18 protein-coding genes are annotated in these 19,827 nt (G+C 40.9%); 7 read left to right on the forward strand and 11 right to left on the reverse strand.

Annotated features, from left to right (window positions below; genetic code table 11):
* Window positions 1–36: 36 nt before the first annotated feature.
* The 4 genes from RB214_RS01140 to RB214_RS01155 form a co-directional block, all read right to left on the reverse strand.
* Window positions 37–1,266 carry a tyrosine-type recombinase/integrase gene (locus tag RB214_RS01140; RefSeq protein ID WP_309168011.1) on the reverse strand — a complete coding sequence of 410 codons (1,230 nt, stop codon included), beginning with the start codon at window positions 1,264–1,266 and terminating at the stop codon, window positions 37–39.
* Between the two features lie 225 nt (window positions 1,267–1,491).
* Window positions 1,492–3,141 (reverse strand): chaperonin GroEL, encoded by a 1,650-nt coding sequence (groL, locus tag RB214_RS01145; protein ID WP_309168013.1) that lies wholly within the window; start codon window positions 3,139–3,141, stop codon window positions 1,492–1,494.
* 48 nt (window positions 3,142–3,189) lie between these two features.
* Window positions 3,190–3,477 (reverse strand): co-chaperone GroES, encoded by a 288-nt coding sequence (locus RB214_RS01150; protein WP_002958836.1) that lies wholly within the window; start codon window positions 3,475–3,477, stop codon window positions 3,190–3,192.
* 109 nt (window positions 3,478–3,586) lie between these two features.
* Window positions 3,587–4,063: an FxsA family protein gene (locus tag RB214_RS01155; RefSeq protein ID WP_309168015.1), complete on the reverse strand. Its 477-nt coding sequence runs from the start codon at window positions 4,061–4,063 to the stop codon at window positions 3,587–3,589.
* Between the two features lie 178 nt (window positions 4,064–4,241).
* Here RB214_RS01155 and cutA point away from each other — a divergent pair, with 178 nt between their 5' ends.
* The 5 genes from cutA (at window position 4,242) to accC (ending at window position 8,942) form a co-directional block, all read left to right on the forward strand.
* A complete protein-coding gene (gene cutA / locus RB214_RS01160; protein ID WP_002958839.1) occupies window positions 4,242–4,562 on the forward strand; it encodes a divalent-cation tolerance protein CutA in 321 nt (106 codons plus the stop codon).
* Window positions 4,562–6,391: a protein-disulfide reductase DsbD gene (locus tag RB214_RS01165; protein ID WP_309168017.1), complete on the forward strand. Its 1,830-nt coding sequence runs from the start codon at window positions 4,562–4,564 to the stop codon at window positions 6,389–6,391. The genes cutA and RB214_RS01165 overlap by 1 nt, the downstream gene beginning before the upstream one ends.
* A 228-nt stretch (window positions 6,392–6,619) precedes the next feature.
* Complete coding sequence (aroQ, locus tag RB214_RS01170) at window positions 6,620–7,072, forward strand: type II 3-dehydroquinate dehydratase (RefSeq protein ID WP_024606503.1); 453 nt, start codon at window positions 6,620–6,622, stop codon at window positions 7,070–7,072.
* 38 nt (window positions 7,073–7,110) lie between these two features.
* Window positions 7,111–7,575, forward strand: coding sequence for an acetyl-CoA carboxylase biotin carboxyl carrier protein (gene accB / locus RB214_RS01175; RefSeq protein WP_024606502.1), 465 nt, complete (start codon window positions 7,111–7,113; stop codon window positions 7,573–7,575).
* Between the two features lie 26 nt (window positions 7,576–7,601).
* Complete coding sequence (gene accC, locus RB214_RS01180) at window positions 7,602–8,942, forward strand: acetyl-CoA carboxylase biotin carboxylase subunit (protein ID WP_002958843.1); 1,341 nt, start codon at window positions 7,602–7,604, stop codon at window positions 8,940–8,942.
* Between the two features lie 208 nt (window positions 8,943–9,150).
* On the opposite strand, the gene RB214_RS01185 is transcribed toward accC, so the two are convergent.
* A complete protein-coding gene (locus tag RB214_RS01185) occupies window positions 9,151–9,852 on the reverse strand; it encodes a FadR/GntR family transcriptional regulator (RefSeq protein WP_024596672.1) in 702 nt (233 codons plus the stop codon).
* A gap of 202 nt (window positions 9,853–10,054) precedes the next feature.
* Here RB214_RS01185 and RB214_RS01190 point away from each other — a divergent pair, with 202 nt between their 5' ends.
* Window positions 10,055–10,813 (forward strand): SDR family NAD(P)-dependent oxidoreductase, encoded by a 759-nt coding sequence (locus RB214_RS01190; RefSeq protein WP_182193711.1) that lies wholly within the window; start codon window positions 10,055–10,057, stop codon window positions 10,811–10,813.
* Window positions 10,814–10,816: 3 nt separating this feature from the next.
* Window positions 10,817–11,767, forward strand: a complete 951-nt coding sequence (locus RB214_RS01195) for a 2-dehydro-3-deoxygalactonokinase (RefSeq protein WP_149601990.1) — start codon at window positions 10,817–10,819, stop codon at window positions 11,765–11,767.
* 59 nt (window positions 11,768–11,826) lie between these two features.
* Here the strand turns inward: RB214_RS01195 and glpD are convergent, their stop codons facing one another.
* The 6 genes from glpD to RB214_RS01225 form a co-directional block, all read right to left on the reverse strand.
* Window positions 11,827–13,332, reverse strand: a complete 1,506-nt coding sequence (gene glpD, locus RB214_RS01200) for a glycerol-3-phosphate dehydrogenase (RefSeq protein WP_309168022.1) — start codon at window positions 13,330–13,332, stop codon at window positions 11,827–11,829.
* Window positions 13,333–13,542: 210 nt separating this feature from the next.
* A complete protein-coding gene (gene glpK / locus RB214_RS01205; RefSeq protein WP_024606498.1) occupies window positions 13,543–14,988 on the reverse strand; it encodes a glycerol kinase GlpK in 1,446 nt (481 codons plus the stop codon).
* 260 nt (window positions 14,989–15,248) lie between these two features.
* Window positions 15,249–16,571, reverse strand: a complete 1,323-nt coding sequence (locus RB214_RS01210) for a dienelactone hydrolase family protein (protein ID WP_182193703.1) — start codon at window positions 16,569–16,571, stop codon at window positions 15,249–15,251.
* A 29-nt stretch (window positions 16,572–16,600) separates the two neighbouring features.
* The gene (locus RB214_RS01215; protein WP_182193701.1) at window positions 16,601–17,605 is read right to left on the reverse strand and encodes a Gfo/Idh/MocA family protein; all 1,005 of its coding nucleotides are present in this window, start codon (window positions 17,603–17,605) and stop codon (window positions 16,601–16,603) included.
* 19 nt (window positions 17,606–17,624) lie between these two features.
* Window positions 17,625–18,773 carry a galactokinase gene (galK, locus tag RB214_RS01220; protein ID WP_024606495.1) on the reverse strand — a complete coding sequence of 383 codons (1,149 nt, stop codon included), beginning with the start codon at window positions 18,771–18,773 and terminating at the stop codon, window positions 17,625–17,627.
* Window positions 18,763–19,827, reverse strand: a complete 1,065-nt coding sequence (locus RB214_RS01225) for a UDP-glucose--hexose-1-phosphate uridylyltransferase (RefSeq protein WP_182193699.1) — start codon at window positions 19,825–19,827, stop codon at window positions 18,763–18,765. Before RB214_RS01225 ends, galK begins: the two co-directional genes overlap by 11 nt.

Here is a 19,827-nt window from a genome sequence, read left to right on the forward strand (position 1 = left end):
TCTTTCTAAAATGCGAGATTGGACTTCAGCTTCTACCTAACCAGATTGTTCTATGGCATTGCAAAGCTCAGCATCACTACACAGTTTATTTAAATAATTAGACCATCGCTGCATCATTGCACGTCTTTGAGTAAGATATTCAGCGTGGTTATATGCAAGAGCTGTGGAGTTGCCCACTTTATGGGCAAGTTGCATTTCAATATGCTGATAGTTTTCTTCTTGTTCGTTTAGTAATGTTGAAGCTGTTCCTCGAAAGCCGTGTGAAACGATATCATTAGCCGAGTAGCCCAATGCACGTAGACGATTATTCAGTACGTTTTTGCTAAATGGTTTAGAAGAACTCATCTCTGAGGGAAAAACGTACTTTGAGTAATTAGTGTATTTATAAATATCTCGAAATTTAGATAGAGTTTGAACTGAAAGAGGAACGATATGAGTTTTACCTGCTTTCATTAATTCGCCGGGTATTTTAATATATTTATTTTCAAAATCTACATGTTCCCATCTTAAGCAACGAAGTTCGCTAGGGCGTAAAAATAGATGAGGTAGTAGTTTCAATGCTTCCTGAGAGCAGTAAGAGCCTGAGTTGTTATTCTCAATAGTTAAAATGAGCTGTCCCAGTTCTTTCGAGTTAGTAATAGCTGCATGATTTTTTGGAGCTGAAATTTTTCCAGTCAATGCTATGTAGTCGAAATTAGTTAATGGGCTATTGTTAGTGAGATCTTTTGTAATCGCATAACGAAAAATACGATTTAGCATGGACAATAATGGGGGAACTTTTTTCACGGTATTAGCTTCAACTAGAGAGTCTACGATATTAATAATGTGATTCTTGGTAATATGGTCAATCTGTAGTTCACAAATCCCCTTAAGATCGCTTTTAAGCCAACGCAATAATTTTTCTTGGTAGGCATTGCTCCATTCTTTTTTATTAAGTTCGAACCATTGCAACGCAATCTCACCGAAATTTAAATCTTTGCATGTACTTTGAAGTTTAAGAAGCTTGCGTTGAGCCATCGGATCAATAGAATCACTGAGAAGCTGACGGGCCTTATCTGCTTTAGTGCGAGCTAGTTTTAGGGATATTGTGGGGTATTTTCCTAAGGCCATTTCTTTATATTTACCACCAAACTTATACTTAAAGCGCCAAAGCTTAGAACCATGACTAGTTACTAATAAAAACAAGTTGTTACCATCATATTTTTTAAAATTTTTACCATTTTCTTTGGGCTTCAGTGCTTTAATCTTTTCGTTATTCAGTTTCATTTTTGATACTCTTTTTAAATTTATTTGGGGTATTTTATTTAAAAATGGATCTATTTTTACTCCTATGTATGTGAGTTACCCCACATTTACCCCTTAAACCTTTGAAATTTTAAAAGCGCCAATGAAACCTAATGAACTTATCAAAGTTATAAAAAAACCCGCAAAGCAGTGCTTTGCGGGCCTTATAAAACTTAATGAACTCTTATGAATTCGATAGGAGGAAGATTACATCATGCCGCCCATACCACCCATTCCACCCATGCCGCCCATATCAGGTGCACCAGCAGATTCGTCTTTAGGGATTTCAGCTACCATTGCTTCAGTAGTGATCATTAGACCCGCAATAGACCCTGCAAACTGTAGCGCAGAGCGTGTTACTTTAGTAGGATCTAGGATACCCATTTCAATCATGTCGTTGTATTCGCCAGTTGCTGCGTTGTAACCGTAGTTACCATCGCCGCCTTTAACTGCGTTAATTACAACTGATGCTTCGTCGCCTGCGTTAGTTACGATTTGACGAAGTGGTGCTTCCATCGCACGAAGTGCAACTTTAATACCGTGGCTTTGATCTTCGTTGTCGCCAACTAAATCAACTAGCTTGCTAGCAGCACGTACAAGTGCAACACCGCCGCCAGGTACTACGCCTTCTTCAACCGCTGCACGAGTTGCATTTAATGCATCTTCAACGCGGTCTTTTTTCTCTTTCATTTCGATTTCAGTAGCAGCACCTACTTTGATTACTGCAACACCGCCAGCTAATTTAGCCATGCGCTCTTGAAGTTTTTCTTTATCGTAGTCAGATGTAGCTTCTTCAATTTGTGCTTTAATTTGAGAAACACGACCAGTAATACTCGCTTCTTCGCCAGCACCGTCAATGATAGTTGTATCATCTTTAGTGATAATTACGCGTTTAGCTGTACCTAGGTCTTCAACTGTTGCTTTTTCAAGCTCTAAGCCGATTTCTTCAGAAATAACAGTACCGCCAGTTAATACAGCGATATCTTGTAGCATTGCTTTACGACGATCGCCAAAGCCAGGTGCTTTAACAGCTGATACTTTAACAATACCGCGCATGTTATTAACTACTAATGTAGCTAGTGCTTCGCCTTCAAGGTCTTCTGCAATGATTAGTAGTGGTTTACTTGCTTTAGCAACCGCTTCTAATGTTGGTAATAATTCACGGATGTTAGATATTTTTTTATCTACAAGTAGAATAAATGGGTTATCTAGCTCAACAGTGCCTTTTTCTGGGCTGTTGATAAAGTAAGGAGATAAGTAACCACGGTCAAACTGCATGCCTTCAACAACATCTAGTTCGTTTTCAAGTGATTGACCTTCTTCTACAGTAATAACACCACTGTTGCGGCCTACTTTTTCCATTGCTTGAGCAATGATATTACCAATCTCTTGATCAGAGTTAGCAGAAATAGTACCTACTTGTGCAATTGCTTTAGTATCAGAACAAGGAACAGATAACGCTTTAAGCTCTGCAACAGCAGCAATAACTGCTTTGTCGATGCCGCGCTTAAGATCCATTGGATTCATGCCTGCTGCAACAGCTTTAAGGCCTTCATTAACAATAGACTGTGCAAGTACTGTAGCGGTAGTTGTACCATCGCCGGCTGCATCATTTGCTTTAGATGCAACTTCTTTAACCATTTGTGCGCCCATGTTTTCAAACTTGTCTTCAAGTTCGATTTCTTTTGCTACAGATACACCATCTTTAGTGATAACTGGAGAGCCAAATGATTTGTCTAGTACAACGTTACGGCCTTTAGGACCTAATGTAACTTTTACTGCGTTTGCCAGGATGTTTACGCCAGTTAGCATTTTAGCGCGTGCGTCACCTGCAAAAAGTACTTCTTTTGCTGCCATGTTTTAAATTCCTCTAAATTCTTAAATGTTTATAAACGAAAAGTAGGTTTAGCCTACAATGCCTAAAATATTATCTTCACGCATGATCAGGTACTCTTGACCTTCGATCTTTTCAACTTTTTCAACATATGAGCCAAATAACACAGTGTCACCGGCTTTAACTTCTAACGCTCTCACGTCACCGTTATCTAAAACGCGACCATTACCTACGGCTACAACTTCTCCGCGAGTTGATTTTTCAGCTGCAGAGCCAGTTAATACAATACCGCCAGCAGATTTTGTTTCTTCTTCTAGACGTTTAACGATTACGCGATCTTGTAAAGGACGAATGTTCATGTTTTTTAGTTCTCCTAACAGTTTCTGAACAGTACAGAAAAAAGCTTTTCTAATTTGCATTCATTAATGGGGGTAGAGTGTAAAATTCCAAGAGAAAAATGATAAATTTTTAATCTTTTCGCTCATATTCGCCATCAATAGTCGTTGGTCGTTCCATTTGCCCTTGCTCTCGTTCAGCATGTTGCTGCCCAGCAAACGGCGATGGCCCTTGTTGTCTACCTGCGCTCATTCTAACCGTTGCTTGGCTAGCAAGGCCTGCGGCCAGTTTGTTACGAATTGCAGGCGTTAATAATAGTAACCCAAACACGTCGGTCATAATGCCAGGGGTAAGTAATAATACCCCTGCAATTACAACGCATATTCCGGTGAATAATTCTTTGGCTGGCATTTGCCCTTGCGTCATTTGCGCTTGTACGTTTTGCAGCGCACCCATACCTTGTGTTTTAACCATTTTGGCACCTAAAATCGCGGTAATAACAACAAGTGCAATTGTTGCAAATCCGCCAATCACATCGCTTACTTGAATCAGTAAGGCGATTTCGATAATAGGGATGATGATAAACAACACAAATAAAAATCTAAACATAGCGCTCTCTAAATAATGACACTCAAAAGAGTTGATGAAATATAAATGAGGGTGACTAGGTCTCTTTTCAAGGTTAGGGCATAGGTATAGTCATTTTACTGATATTTAAGCGTCTACACATTGTATCGGCTATCAGATACTATGAAGCTAGACACTGTCCAATAAGAATAGGTTCATAATGACTACGCATTTTAAAATGATTTTTACGACTTGCAAAGACGAAGCAGAAGCACGCAGCCTAGCAAGGGCGTTGGTAGAAAAAAAGCTAGCAGCTTGTGTAAATATTTTACCTAACATGGGCTCTATTTATATGTGGGAGGGCGAAGTAGCAGAAGCAACTGAAGCCAAGCTACTTATAAAAACAAAAGCAGATAAAATGAACGATGTGTTTTTAACAATAAAAGAGCTACATAGCTACGAAGTGCCGGAGATTCAGGTTGTAGAAGTTTCAACTGGTAATTTGGCGTATTTTAATTGGATGGACGAGGTACTGAATTAATGCGTTTTTTCTTTTTATTGTTGGTTACATTATTAACTGTACCCGTAAAGGCTGCGACTAATAATGTGCTTGGTGATCTACTTGGGCCTCCGCAACAGACTTTTTTACCTGTAGACCAAGCGTTTGTTTTTGATTTTGACCAACAAGGCAGTACCTTGTTTGTAGGTTGGGATATAGCGCCAGACTATTATTTATATAAAAAGAAAATAGAAATTATCGCCAAAGGTGCAAACATTCAAGTAGGCGACTCTGGCAGTGGCGAAATTATTGAAGATGAATTTTTTGGTAAAACAGAGGTTTTTTTTAATTCCGCGAGTGTTATTAGTAAGCTAAGTAATGTAACCGAAGGCGCTGTGGTTAAAGTTCGTTACCAAGGCTGTGCAAAAGCAGGGCTTTGCTATCCACCAGAAGTAATTAGCATCCCACTTAATGTTATTAGTGGCGCACAGATTAAAAATGTAGATAAAAATAGCGCCACCGATGAAGTGGTAACTGCGCAAAGTACATTTGCAGCACTTAACGAGCCAGCTACTGAACCTACAACAAATTCGGATGATACCGAAAAAGAGCTTACTTTTACTGAACAGTTAGCAAGTCAGGGCTTAATAACTAATTTACTTATATTTTTTGTTGTTGGTGTAGGCCTTGCTTTTACGCCGTGCGTATTTCCAATGTTTCCTATTTTGTCGAGCTTAATTGCGGGTCAGCAAAACCTTTCAACTAAAAAAGCGTTTGCGTTGTCGTTTGTATATATACAAGGCATGGCAGTTACTTATGCAGCACTAGGCTTAGTTGTTGCGGCGCTTGGTGGGCAAGTGCAGGGGTATTTACAGCATCCATTTGTATTAGTTAGCTTTAGTTTACTATTTGTATTATTGGCTATGTCGATGTTTGGTTGGTACGAAATTAAATTGCCAAGCAGTATGATGAGCAAGCTAACCCAAGTAAGTAACAATCAAAAAGGCGGCAACTACGTTGGCGTATTTTTAATGGGTGTACTGTCGGGATTAATAGCATCACCGTGTACTACTGCGCCACTGTCGGCAGCGCTCTTATTTGTAGCGCAAAGTGGTGATTACTTAGTAGGTGGTTTAACGCTATACGTGCTTAGTTTAGGTATGGGGTTACCACTTTTATTACTTGGGACATCTGGTGGTAAATTGCTGCCTAAAGCCGGTGGTTGGATGGAGCAAGTTAAAACCTTGTTTGGCTTTGTAATGCTTGTTGTGCCGCTTATATTACTTGAGCGACTAGTAAGCGCCGACATTATATTATTAATGGCCGGTGTGCTTGCATTAGCAACGGCACTTTACCTACATCACTGGCAAAGTAGCCAAACACAAAGCAAGTTAAAAACTGCATTATGGTTTGCTGCAACGCTATTAGTTATGACAGGGTTTACGTTAACTAAAAACTACTTTTGGCCAGTACAAGCTGTGCAAGTAAGCTCACAAAGTAATGAGTTTAAAAAGGTGGCGGATTTAGCTGAGCTAAAAGAGGCCGTAGCGCAAGCGAGTAATGAAGGTCGAATGGTTATGGTCGACTTATATGCTGACTGGTGTGTGGCGTGTAAAGAGTTTGAGCATTACACGTTTCCAGATGCCAAAGTACAAAGTGAATTTAGCCATTATCAGCTAATTCAAGTTGATTTAACTAACAGTGACAATAAAACAATTGAGCTAATGGAAGAGTACACCGTGTTTGGTTTACCTAGTATTTTGTTTTTTAACACCCAAGGTAAAGAGCTAACTACACAACGTGTAACCGGCTTTTTAAACGCAGAAGATTTTGCTAAACACCTTGCTACAGTGCGCGCCAGCGCACAATAATAGTGCAATAGAGCCACTTGGATATACCAAGTGGCTTACGACTCCCTCCTAGTTATTCGTTCCCAAAACAGAGATTGGACCAGTATTTTGCTGCTATTTACATCGAAATCACTATAATAGTTGGTTAACGTGAGAATTTGTTGCTACATTACTTTTTTCTGCTTACTTAAAAGCGGAAAACTACTTAGCAACCGCTTAACTCATTACTTATAGGATATATCGCGTATTATGGCTACAAAATTTAACCTTTTAGTTATAAATGGTCCAAATTTGAACATGCTTGGCAAACGTGAACCGGATAAATACGGTTTTCAAACGCTAAGTGAAATTATGAGCGAACTAACCAGTGCCGCTGATAGTCTAGATGTTGAGTTAGCACATTTTCAAAGTAATAGTGAGCAAGCCCTCATTGAGCGAATACACAGTGCTTGGCAAGCGGTTGATTACATAATAATTAACCCTGCTGCATTTACGCATACAAGCGTTGCATTACGTGATGCATTGCTAAGTGTTGATATTCCGTTTTTTGAAGTGCACTTAAGTAATGTGCACGCACGTGAAGCCTTTCGTCATCATTCGTATTTTTCTGATGTGGCACAAGGCGTGATATGTGGATTAGGTGCAATGGGTTACCACGCAGCATTAAATGCCGCTGTGAGCCGGTTGAAAAACTCGATTTAATTTTAAATTAACACACAAACAAACAGGCGGGTCGTGTAATGGATATTCGCAAGATAAAGAAGCTTATCGAATTAGTAGAAGAATCAGGTATTGCTGAGCTAGAAATCACTGAAGGTGAAGAATCAGTACGTATTAACCGTAACAACATGAGCGCAGGCCCCGGTTACCCGCAATTTGCTCCACAGCAATATGCACCAGCGCCAGCAGCCCCTGCTCCAGTTGCAGCAGCTCCTGTAGCAGTTGAAGCATCAGCTCCAGCAGAACCTACTGGCCATCAAGTTAAATCACCAATGGTTGGATCTTTCTATGCAGCAGCGTCTCCTGAAGCTCCAGCGTATGTAGAAGTTGGTCAGCAAGTTAAAGTTGGCGATACGCTTTGTATTATCGAAGCTATGAAAATGATGAACCAAATTGAGTCAGATAAAGCCGGTACAGTAAGAGCTATCTTAGCTGAAAATGGCGAGCCAATAGAATTTGATCAACCTCTATTCATCATTGAATAATAGCGTAACCTAAAAGGCCAACTCTAATGTTAGATAAAGTAGTCATTGCAAACCGAGGTGAAATTGCACTTCGTATATTGCGCGCCTGCAAAGAGCTTGGGATCAAAACGGTTGCTGTGCATTCAACGGCGGATCGCGATCTTAAGCATGTATTGCTTGCAGATGAAACCATCTGTATTGGTAGACCATCAGCAACTGAAAGTTATTTAGATATCCCGCGCATTATTGCTGCGGCTGAAATAACTGACGCTGTAGCGATTCATCCAGGTTACGGTTTCCTTGCAGAAAACGCTGATTTTGCCGACCAAGTTGAGCAAAGTGGTTTTGTATTTATTGGTCCAAAAGGTGACACTATTCGCCTTATGGGTGATAAAGTTTCTGCTATTTCAGCAATGCGTAAAGCAGGCGTTCCATGTGTACCAGGGTCTGATGGTCCGGTATCTGATGATAAAGAACGTAACATGCAAATCGCTAAACGAATCGGTTACCCGGTAATCATCAAAGCCGCTGGTGGCGGTGGTGGTCGTGGTATGCGTGTTGTTCGTAGCGAATCTGAACTTATTGATTCAATTGCATTAACACAGCAAGAAGCTAAGCAGTTCTTTGGTAATAGCATGGTTTACATGGAGAAATTCCTTGAAAACCCACGCCATATCGAAGTTCAAGTATTAGCAGATGGCCAAGGTAATGCAGTACATTTAGGTGAACGTGATTGTTCTATGCAACGTCGTCACCAAAAAGTAGTTGAAGAAGCACCAGCGCCAGGTATTACTGCAGAAACACGTAAATTTATTGGTGAACGCTGTACACGTGCATGTATCGAAATCGGTTACCGCGGTGCAGGTACGTTTGAGTTTTTATACGAAAACGGCGAGTTTTACTTCATCGAAATGAATACACGTATTCAGGTTGAACACCCTGTAACTGAAATGGTTACTGGTATTGATTTAATCAAAGAGCAGTTAAAAATTGCTGCGGGTCAACCATTATCATTCACGCAAGACGACGTTGTTATTCGTGGTCATGCTATTGAGTGTCGTATTAATGCTGAAGACCCTGAAACGTTTATCCCTTCACCGGGTAAAATTACACGTTTTCATCCTGCTGGTGGCTTAGGTATTCGTTGGGACAGCCATATTTACGCTGACTATACGGTTCCACCACATTATGATTCAATGATAGGTAAGTTAATCACTTACGGTGAAAACCGTGACGTAGCTATTGCCCGCGCGCGCAATGCACTTAACGAGCTAGTAATTGACGGAATTAAAACTAATACTCCTTTGCATAAGAGAATTCTTGCAGATGAAAACTTCCAAAATGGTGGTACTAACATCCACTATCTTGAGAAGAAATTAGGATTGTAATTCTAGCCTGTAAAAAGGCGTTTTATCTTAGTTAATAACCCGAGTTATTAAGCTGATTTAAATAATTAAAAATCCGATATCAGGAGACTGATATCGGATTTTTTAATGCCTGTAATTTAAGTTTTATAAGCAATAAAAAAGTCCATAAAATATACTACAAAGAGTAAATTCGATGGACTCAATATTTATATAATATGTTGAACTAACATTACACTAATTTAGATTCAATTAACTGTAGTGCTTCTTCTAAAATTGTTTCTACTGCTTTTTTAGCGCGCTCAGGATCGCGTGACTTTATAGTCTCTAAAATATCAGCGTGCTTAGCAACATCTGCGCCCGGTACACCTTTAATGTGGTTTGTATAACGAATACTTACTCTAAGAGCTGTACTAATAAACTCAGTTAACTGCACAAAAAAGCGATTGTTACTGGCCACTAATATGCTGGTATGAAAAGCAATGTCGGCTTCTAATGGGTCGTCTAAGCCTTCGTCTGCTTCAGCCATACGGGCTAAGGCACTATCTATATCGGCAAGTTGTTCAGCAGTTGCATTTAGTGCTGCAAGAGCGGCCGCTTGTGGTTCAAGGGCTACGCGTACTTGAGTAAACTCTTTTAATAACGACAGTGATGGTTTGCTGCTTAAAATCCAACGTAGTACGTCGGTATCAAACATGTTCCAGCTACTTTCAGGTAATACACGAATACCTTGCTTAGGACGCGATGAAATTAACCCTTTAGCAGAAAGCATTTTTACCGCTTCGCGGGTAGCGCTGCGACTTACATCATACTTTATACATAAATCGGCTTCAGAAGGCAGGCCTTCGCTTACAGGGTAAACACCACGCACAATAGCAAAACCCAAATCGTGGGTTAATTGTTGTGTTAAATTTTGACGGGGTTGGCTTTTCATTGCGCAGGATTCCGAGTTGTTGATATATTGCTTTATTATATATCATATATCATATTAATGTACTTAAGGATATGATATAAACTTTTAATTAGTTAAATATTTTAGCACAGCAATAACAACTTAGTTTGGCTCTTTATAATGTAAATGTAAGTTTATAAAGGGTTTAATTAAAATTGAAAATGCGCTGTATGGAGAGTTGAATTTGAACACCCTAGCTCAATATCATAGTCTTTCTGGTAAAGTTATTTTTATTACAGGCGGTGCATCAGGCATTGGTAGAGCAATGGTTAAATCCTTTGTAAACCAAAATGCAAAAGTAGCATTTATAGATATTGATGATAAGGCCGCGCAATCGCTTATTCGTGATTTACCCAATGCAAAACTATGGTATAGGCAAGTTGATGTAACTGACTCTCATGCACTTCAGCAATCACTTGTGGATGCATGCGCCGCTTTTGATGCCATTAATGTACTAGTTAATAATGTAGCGAACGACCGCCGCCAAGCGAGCGAAGACGTTACAGTGCAAGACTGGGATCAGTGCTTACAAATAAACTTAAACCCTGCATTTTTTGCCTCTCAAGTTGCTATGTCTTTTATGAAAGGCGATGGAGCCGGCAGTATCATTAATTTTAGCTCTATTAACGCTATTATGGGGCAACCTCAAATGGCAGGCTATGTAACCGCAAAAGCAGGCCTTATTGGTATGACTAAGGCACTGGCTCGCGATTACGGCGAGTTTGGTATTCGCGTTAACGCTATTTTACCAGGGTGGGTGGCTACCGACCGTCAACTAGCAAGCTGGTTTACCGAAGAAGAGCAAGTTAAGTGGATGGAAGCCATGGCACTTAAAAAATTAGTAACTCCTGAAGATGTTGCTAATTTGGCACTCTTTTTAGCCGCCGATGAAAGCAGTATGATCACCGGGCAAAGTATTAAAATTGACGGTGGGAGGCTTTAAAGCTTGGCTACTTCATCTCTTTTTATTGCTGTTGACTGGGGCACGAGCCATTTACGCGCTTATTTGTGCGAAGTACGAGCGCAATCAACACTTAAACTATTAGCACAACGTGATGGCCCTGGTGTTGTTAAGGCAAATCAAAATTTTGAGCAAACCCTAATCGACACCATTGCGGTGTGGAAGCAAGAATATGGCAGCTTACCTATATATATTGCAGGACAAATTACCTCAAGCATCGGCTGGCACGAAACGCCTTATTTAGAATGCCCGATTAATCCCGAAGGGTTACTTAATGCTGCTGTTAGCTTTGATTGCGATGGACATATTATTAAAGCGTTACCTGGCACAAAGTGTACGCTGCAAAATGGCTTGTTTGATGTAATGCGCGGCGAAGAGCTGCAAATTTTAGGGTTTTTAAAGCAAAATCCACAGTATCAACAAGGTAAAATATTACTCTGTTTGCCTGGCACACATACCAAATGGGTGCTTATAAACAATGGCGAAATCATTTGCTTTAAAACAGCCATGACCGGTGAGTTATATGATTTGTTATGTCATCAAAGTGTTTTAATTCCTAACGACTGCGCAGAAGGTGAGTTTGACTTTAAAGCATTTGAGCAAGGCTGTGAGCTAACTTTAGGTAGTGATAGCGGTAACTTGGCACATGGTATTTTTAGTGTGCGTACCCGCCAGCTTTCAAAGGAGTTAACGCCAGTACAAGCTAAAGCCTATTTGTCGGGTGTATTAATTGGCAGCGATGTACGAGCAGCTCGCCACGCTAGCGAATGGCAATTATTAAGTGATACGCAAGTTGTGGTGATTGGCACAAAGCAGCTGAATAAGTGTTTTACTACGGCGCTTAACCAAATAGGTGTGAAGTGTGTTGAGTTTGATATTAAAACAGCGACGCTTAGCGGCTTTAATTATTTATTTAATTTAGAGTCAAAAAAATAAACCCCTTTATAACGGTTAAATTATAAAGGGGTTAACAGGAAGCTATTATAACTTGATAGTTAAGCGCTTTTAGCTGCTTGGTTATGCTCAATGTAATCATTAAGCGCAGCAACTTGCGCCTCATTAAAACGTAGTCCTAATTTGCTGCGGCGCCATAAAATATTGTATGCGTTTTCTGCCCACTCTTCATTTAGCAAGTAATCTACTTCTGCTGCAAATAAACCATGGCCAAAATCTTGGCCTAAATCACTCAGCCCAGTTGCACTACCTAAAATATGTTTAGCACGAGTACCATAAGTGCGTACAAAGCGTTTAAGTGTTATTTCAGGTAGCCATTCGTATTTTGCTTTTAGCTCTGATTTAAGTGCTTTTACAGAGCTAAAATCACCACCAGGGAGTGAACTATGTTTGGTCCACGCATTGCTCATTTGCGGATAAAAATCTTCAAGCTTATTAACCGCAGCTTCGGCAAGTTTGCGATAAGTTGTAATTTTTCCGCCAAACACACTCAGTAGAGGTGTTTGTTTAGCATCACTCGAAAGCTCTAATTTATAATCGCGAGTAACGGCTTGTGCATTAACTGATTCGTCATCAAGTAATGGGCGTACACCAGAAAAGGTATGTACTATGTCTTCGCGTTTAATCGGTTGTTTAAAGTAGGTATTAGTAATATCAATTAAGTAATCAATTTCTTCATCACTAATTTTAACGTCTTGTGCTTCACCTTTGTGCTCTACATCGGTTGTGCCAATAAGTGAGAAGTCATCTTCAAACGGAATAACAAACACAATACGCTGATCTTTATTTTGTAAAATATAAGCTTGTTTTTCATCGTGAATGCGAGGCACTACAATGTGGCTACCTTTTACAAGGCGAATATTTTGTGGTGATTTTTCTGTTAGGGCTTCGTCAAATAATTTAGCAACCCAAGGACCCGCAGCATTAACAATCCCTTTGGCAGAAATGGTGTATTTAGCTTTACTTTTTTGCTGCTCAAGCGTTACCTGCCACTTACCTTGCTCGCGTTTGGCATTTACACACTTAGTTTGCGTGGTAATAACGGCGCCTTTTTGCTGCGCTGCTAAGGCATTTAAAACGACTAAGCGAGAGTCATCAACCCAGCCGTCTGAGTATTCAAAACCTTTGGTAATAGAAGGTTCTAGTACGCTATTTTCGCCAAACTTGATGCTTCGAGAACCCGCTAGTGTTTCACGCTTTGCTAGATTGTCATACATAAACAAACCAATGCGAATCATCCATGCAGGGCGTAAATGCTTTTGATGGGGTAATCTAAAAGTAAGTGGCCACATAATATGAGGTGCGTTTTTAAGTAGCACTTCACGCTCGGCTAAGGCTTCTTTTACTAATCTAAATTCGTAGTGCTCAAGGTAGCGCAGACCACCGTGGATCAGCTTAGAACTGTTTGAAGATGTTGCACAGGCAAGGTCTGATTGTTCGCACAAGAGTACTTTTAATCCTCTGCCTGCTGCATCAGCTGCTATTCCAGTGCCGTTTACACCGCCACCGATGACTAGTAAGTCATATTCGTTATCTGCTAATTCCACCGAGCTAACCTTTTTATTTGTAATATAAATAAGACATAAGCATCATAAAGCTGCTGTTTTCATTTGACAATAGAAAACCCAGTTTTTTATTCGTAAATTTTGACGCTGATCCATTTTCAATTTAAAGCAGTAAAGCATCCCTTTTAAATCTAGCTATTGGCTAAGTTAAAAAGGCGAAGTGGCTAAAGTATTCGCTTAGCCACTTAGTACTTACTCCGGACAGTTTTTATTCGTTAAACATACTTGAGCAACGCAGTGCTGCCATTTTGCATATAAATCATTACGTTCGTCGGCGCTCATAGTTGGCTCAAAACGACGGTCGCATGTCCACATTTTAGATAACTGCTCGGTTGACTCGTACACACCTGTTTGTAAGCCAGCTAAATATGCTACGCCTAAAGAGGTCGTTTCGGTCACAGTTGGGCGCTCAACTGTTGCGCCTAAAATATTTGATAAGAAGGTCATAACCCAGTTATTTTTTACCATACCGCCATCTACACGAAGCACACTTGGGCGAAGACCATCACGCTCCATCGCTTTTTGTAAATCTTTGGTCTGGTAACCAACTGATTGCAGAGCAGCCGCAACAATAGTGCTAATACCTGAATCGCGTGTTAGGCCTAAAATAGCGCCACGTGCATTAGGATCCCAATAAGGAGCACCTAAACCCGTAAACGAAGGCACTAAAAATACACCATGATCGAGCGGTACATCTTTAACCATCGATTCACTTTCGCCAGCATGGCTAAGTAGTTTTAAGCCTTCAACAATCCACTGCATCGTTGCGCCAGCCATAAATATGCTGCCTTCAATGGCGTAAGTTGGCTTGCCATTTAATCTATAGGCAACAGTGGTCAGTAAGCGATTTTCTGAGGTCAGTGCTTTTTCGCCAGTATTAAGCATTAAAAAACAGCCTGTACCGTAAGTGCTTTTTGCCATGCCTTGTTCAAAACATGCGTGGCCAACAAGTGCAGCTTGCTGATCGCCTGCAATACCACAAACACGAATTGGCGCGCCAAAAATGTCAGCACTCGTTGAACCAAACTCGTCAGCTGAATCCATTACTTCTGGCAGCATAGATTCTGGAATATCGAATAACTCTAGAAGCTCTTGATCCCACTGCTGGGTGTGAATATTAAATAACATGGTGCGCGATGCATTGGTTGCATCGGTGCGGTGCTCTTTGCCGCCTGTTAGCTGCCAAAGTAGGTAAGTGTCAACCGTACCGAAGGCGAGCTCACCTGCAAGGGCTTGTTCGCGTGCGCCTTCAACGTTATCTAAAATCCAACGAATTTTAGTGGCCGAAAAATAAGGGTCGAGCAATAAGCCTGTTTTATCGCTTATCGTTTGGCAAAGCTCATCAGTTGTTAGGCTTTCGCAATAGTCACTTGTGCGACGGTCTTGCCATACAATAGCGTTATAAATTGTTTTGCCTGTTTTTTTGTTCCACACTAAAGTGGTTTCGCGCTGGTTGGTGATACCAATGGCAATAATTTCTTCAGGCTTTACATCGTTTTTAGTTAACACTTCGCGACTAGTGCTAAGCACTGTTTGCCAAATATCGTTAGGGTCGTGTTCTACCCAACCATTTTGTGGAAAATGCTGCGAAAATTCTTGTTGTGCTGTACCAAAAACGTCTGCATCTTTTGTAAACAAGATGGCCCGAGAGCTTGTGGTTCCTTGATCAATTGAGAGTATGTATTTGGACATGATATTTGTGTTATTTATCTTATCTTATATATGACTAGATTGCCTTTAACCGAAGTTATGGCAATGGTTTTTTCTTAAAATAGCAGATTAAAAAATAAACACGCTAATATTTTCTGGTAACTCTTTTATATAAAAGGCGTTTTATTTTTGCATTATTTTAAGGGCGTACGCGGCTATTGATTAAAACAGCCGCTTAAAGCTTATTATTACTTGGTGTGAGGTTTAGCTTGTTGCCAATCCATACCGGTAGAAAAGCGATTATCAAACCCGCGCCACTGTGGCAGCGGTTTACCATCAACAACAGCTTGGTCGCCGTTTTGTGGTAAATCTAAGTATTTACACTCGCTGGCTATGCCTTTTACGTGGCAATCCATCATGGCAAGTACAAAGTGTTTGTTAATTTCGTTTAGTGTACGCATAGACCACGAAGGCTCGTAGTAATGGCCTATATCTAGCTCACTGCTACTTTGTGCAATAGCAGGGGCTGGGTGTGGTGCAATATTATGGCGTGCATTTTTGTAAGTAAGCATGTACTTATCTTTGCTGCCTGTTTGTTCATAAAGACTTTTAATGCTTTCATAGCCTGAAATGTCATCTAAGTTACCGGCTATATAAAGCGAAGGTACTTTAATATTTTCCATTGCTTTGGCATCAAATATAGTGTGCTGTCCGCCCCATGGCGCAAAGGCCACCATCGCTTTTATACGTGGGTCTACTTTTGGGTTTTGGTATTGTCCACCAGCGCAGCTGTTTAGTAATTGCTGTACTTGTTTAATTTGAGCAGGGTCTTTCATACCCGTAAACATAGCTGTAGTTTGCTCATTAAAAGCGTAACAACCACCTATCGTATTTACAGCGCCATAGCCACCCATTGAGTAACCAATTACGCCTGCGCTTTTGTTATCTACCTGCTTGCTTGCAAAGTTGTTTTGCTCATTAAAGTAATTAATAACAAACTGCTGATCGCGTGAGCGATTTATAAGCGTGCTAAAAAAGCCAGAGAACGGTGCATTTTTAAAATCAACATCGGCATTGGTTGAGTCAGTATGATCAATAGCTACCACAATGTAACCGTGCGACGCTAAATGCTCGCCAAGGTAGTACATAATTGTACGGTAACCGGTATAACCGTGCGAAAGCACTATCACAGGGTAGTGCTCTTTATTATTAATGGCGACATCACGCATTGCATCGGCTTGCAGAATAAACTCTTTACCTGAGCGAGTTTGATCGGTGTAGCTGGTAAGTGGCGCTTTTGCTGTATTTGCAGCCGGATACCACACCTCTACTTTTAAAGGACGATCTTTTTGGCCTTGTGTAGCGGGGTCAAATTGCGCAGGGTTAACTAAATCAAGTGTTTGCACACCTACATTGTAGCTACCTTTAGCTGCAAGCTCTGGCAGTACTTCGCTAGTGATTGGCGGGTATAGCTGCTCTGGTTTATTAGATTCAGCAACAGCTACACTGGCAGATAAACTGCACGTAGCAAGTAATATAGCTTTTGAAAGCGCCTTGAGTGTGTGTGTCATTGTGTGTCCTTGTTGTGTATTTTTATTTCTTAATTTGTCAGTTCAGCCGACTCAATAGCATTGCTATATTGCAGCTGCCATTGTGCTCGCAAGGTATCCATTATGTTCATAACCCGTAAGCTAGTACCCAGTGGTAATACGCTGCTTTGGGTTTGTTTTTGTAATATACACTGCGTGACATGTGCAATTTCAAACTTAAAGTTTTCATCGTCACTAAAGTTGTATTCAAAGTACTGAGGGTCTTGGTCTTTTATGTGTAGCTCTAGCGTTTGTGCACCTACAAACTGAGGTATTCGAATATAGCCAAGCTCACCATTAATACATGCTTCTGTTGGGCCATTTTGCTGCAGTGCGCTGGCAAGAGATGCAAATTGCCCGTTACCGTAATCAACTATAGCAGTGCTTCGCTCATCAACGCCGGTTGTGCTTTTATGTACAAAGGAGTTGATGTGTTCAGGGGCTTTATTAAATACCACATCAGCAATCGAAATAGGATAAATACCTAAATCGAGCAGGGCGCCACCCGCTGTTACAGGGTTCATTAATCGATGAGTATCTGCAAAGCTGCCAGGTAAACTAAAGTTAGCATTAACACTGTGTACATTACCAATAACACCTTCACTTAGGAGCTGTTGTAATTTTACTATGGCAGGTAAAAATCGCATCCAAACGCCTTCCATTAAAAAGCAGTTTTGTTGTTTTGCAAGCTCAGTGAGACTTTGCAACTGCTTAGCATTAACGGTAATTGGTTTTTCGCTTAGCACGTGCTTATTGTGTTTTAAGCATTGGGCTATCGTTTTAAAGTGTTGATCGTGGGTATTGGCAATATAAATAGCATCTATATTTGGGCATTGCATAAGAGCTTGATAGCTTTCATAGCCTTGAATATTGTACGGTGTGGCAAATTCTTTAGCGCGCTGCTCACTCGTTGATGCAGCGCCAATAAGCTGTGCATCACTGCAATGCGCAATGCTTTTAGCAAAGGTGTGAGCTATATTGCCACACCCAATAATTCCCCAATTAACCTTTGCCATGCTTATTCCTTAAGTTTATTTAAAAAGACGTTATTTGTAATCCTGAACCCGCTGAACATACGTAAATATCAGCATTTAAGTTAAAGCGTTCAAAGTAATGCTTTTCTACCGCTGCTTTAATTAGTGGTACTTCCGCATCACGACATAAACATACAATTGCGCCACCAAAACCACCCCCTGTCATACGAACTGCGCCACGCTCGCCCATCGCTTCTTTACAAATTTCTACTAAGCCATCGGTTGCAGGTACGGTTACTTCAAAGTCGTGTTTAAGTGATTGATGCGATGCTGCCATTAGCGTGCGAAGTGCATCCATATCGTTATTTTGTAGTGCAGTAGTTGCTGCAATTACACGGTCGTTTTCGCTAATTACGTGGTGTGCACGTTTATATTCGTTTTCGCTTAATGTCGCTTTTACTGCTTGCAGGCCAGCCATGGTGGCTTGGCGAAGTGTTTCTACACCCATTTTTACAGCAGCTTGTTCGCAGTCAATACGGCGCTGGTTGTATTCGCTATCAACCAACTTACGCGGGTAGTTTGAATTAACAATAACAATATTTAAATCATCAGGAACTTTAACTGATTTGGTTGCGAGGTTTTCACAGTCGATTAATAGTGCATGACCATTCTCGCCTTTAGCTGAAATAAGCTGATCCATAATGCCGCATTGGCAATGCATAAAGTCGTTTTCGGCTTCTTGACCAAATAGCGCAATTTGCTCTGGCGGTAAACCAAGCTGTGCAATATGGTTAAACATACCGCCTACAGCAACTTCTAGTGCGGCCGATGACGACAAGCCACTACCTTGCGGTAAGTTGCTGTCAATAAGTAGGTCGGCGCCACGCAGTGTGTAGCCCGCTCTTTTAAGAACATAAGTAACAGCACGAATGTAGTTACCCCATTGCGACTGGCCTTCAGTGATTTCTTCATCAACGCTAAAGCTGTCTTTTTCGCCAGGGTAATTTAAAGAATGCACAGTAATAATATTGTCGTCGCGCTCTTTAAACATTACTTGGGTACGAAACTCTAACGAACACGGTAAAACAAAACCATCGTTGTAGTCGGTAAATTCGCCAATAAGGTTTACACGCCCCGGTGCTGCTGCAATACCTTGAGCAGGCGCGCCATACAGTGACAAAAATTGTTGTTGGAATTCGTTAAGCTTCATCTGTGTGTCCTGCTGTATCTTTATAGTGTGTTGTACTGGCTGCTTTTAAAATAGAAGCAGCGGTTTCTGCGCTTAAATCGCGTTGGCTTTCGCCTAGCATTTCGTAGCCTACCATGTGTTTTTTAACAGTAGCAGAGCGAAGTAGCGGCGGATAAAAGTGTGCATGCAAACGCCAATGTTGCTCATCAGAGCTTCTATCAGCAGGTGCATTGTGCCATCCCATTGAGTATGGGAAGCTGCAATTAAATACGTTGTCGTACTTAGTGGTTAATACTTTAAGTGCCTGAGCCAAAGAGTCGGTTTGCGCATCGTTTAGCTGGCTAAAGTTTTGAATGTTATCTTTAGTTACTAGCATTGTTTCAAACGGCCACGCTGCCCAAAATGGCACAACAACAAGCCAATGTTCGTTTTCAAATACAACACGTGTTTGATCTGCTTGCTCTTTTTGCGCGTAATCGGCAAGCATGGCTGTGCCATGCTTTTTATAATAGGCAAGCTGCTGGTTATCTTCGGCTTCTATTTCGGTTGATAAATGCGAGTGAGCCCATACTTGGCCGTGAGGATGAGGTTGCGAACAACCCATGATCTCGCCTTTATTTTCAAAAACTTGTACGCATTCGTACTGCTGTGCAAGCTCTGTGTAATTTTGTTTCCAGGTTTTTACTACTTCGTGCAATGCGTTTTGGCTAAGCTCTGGTAGTGTTTTATTATGCTCTGGAGAAAAACAAATTACGCGGCATTCGCCGCTGGCTTCGTCGGCAATAAATAAATCGCTGTCTGATTCTAAGCTTTGTAATTGCTCGCTGGCATTAGGCGTTAATGCGCCAAAATCATTTATAAATACGTGTGTGTATTTATAATCAGGGTTACTGTCACCATTTGCACGGGTATTACTTGGGCAAAGTGGGCAGCTTTCATCGTGTTTTGGTAGTACGTTTTCGTTAACGGCTTCTGTTGCGCCTAACCATGGGCGGTTATTACGATGTGGTGACACTAATACCCAACGACCCGTTAGCGGATTTTTACGTCTGTGAGTACTTTCTAATAAAGCCAT

It is taken from the genome of Pseudoalteromonas sp. HL-AS1, from assembly GCF_031198785.1.
GTDB lineage: Bacteria > Pseudomonadota > Gammaproteobacteria > Enterobacterales > Alteromonadaceae > Pseudoalteromonas > Pseudoalteromonas distincta.

What these genes read in the sequence shown, in the direction of transcription:
- galK (WP_024606495.1), bottom strand. Translation starts at nt 18,773, where the DNA reads ATGAAGCTTAACGAATTCCAACAACAATTTTTGTCACTGTATGGCGCG.
- RB214_RS01165 (WP_309168017.1), top strand. Translation starts at nt 4,562, where the DNA reads ATGCGTTTTTTCTTTTTATTGTTGGTTACATTATTAACTGTACCCGTA.
- RB214_RS01155 (WP_309168015.1), bottom strand. Translation starts at nt 4,063, where the DNA reads ATGTTTAGATTTTTATTTGTGTTGTTTATCATCATCCCTATTATCGAA.
- RB214_RS01225 (WP_182193699.1), bottom strand. Translation starts at nt 19,827, where the DNA reads ATGGCTTTATTAGAAAGTACTCACAGACGTAAAAATCCGCTAACGGGT.
- aroQ (WP_024606503.1), top strand. Translation starts at nt 6,620, where the DNA reads ATGGCTACAAAATTTAACCTTTTAGTTATAAATGGTCCAAATTTGAAC.
- accB (WP_024606502.1), top strand. Translation starts at nt 7,111, where the DNA reads ATGGATATTCGCAAGATAAAGAAGCTTATCGAATTAGTAGAAGAATCA.
- accC (WP_002958843.1), top strand. Translation starts at nt 7,602, where the DNA reads ATGTTAGATAAAGTAGTCATTGCAAACCGAGGTGAAATTGCACTTCGT.
- RB214_RS01215 (WP_182193701.1), bottom strand. Translation starts at nt 17,605, where the DNA reads ATGGCAAAGGTTAATTGGGGAATTATTGGGTGTGGCAATATAGCTCAC.
- RB214_RS01150 (WP_002958836.1), bottom strand. Translation starts at nt 3,477, where the DNA reads ATGAACATTCGTCCTTTACAAGATCGCGTAATCGTTAAACGTCTAGAA.
- RB214_RS01185 (WP_024596672.1), bottom strand. Translation starts at nt 9,852, where the DNA reads ATGAAAAGCCAACCCCGTCAAAATTTAACACAACAATTAACCCACGAT.
- cutA (WP_002958839.1), top strand. Translation starts at nt 4,242, where the DNA reads ATGACTACGCATTTTAAAATGATTTTTACGACTTGCAAAGACGAAGCA.
- RB214_RS01140 (WP_309168011.1), bottom strand. Translation starts at nt 1,266, where the DNA reads ATGAAACTGAATAACGAAAAGATTAAAGCACTGAAGCCCAAAGAAAAT.
- RB214_RS01210 (WP_182193703.1), bottom strand. Translation starts at nt 16,571, where the DNA reads ATGACACACACACTCAAGGCGCTTTCAAAAGCTATATTACTTGCTACG.
- groL (WP_309168013.1), bottom strand. Translation starts at nt 3,141, where the DNA reads ATGGCAGCAAAAGAAGTACTTTTTGCAGGTGACGCACGCGCTAAAATG.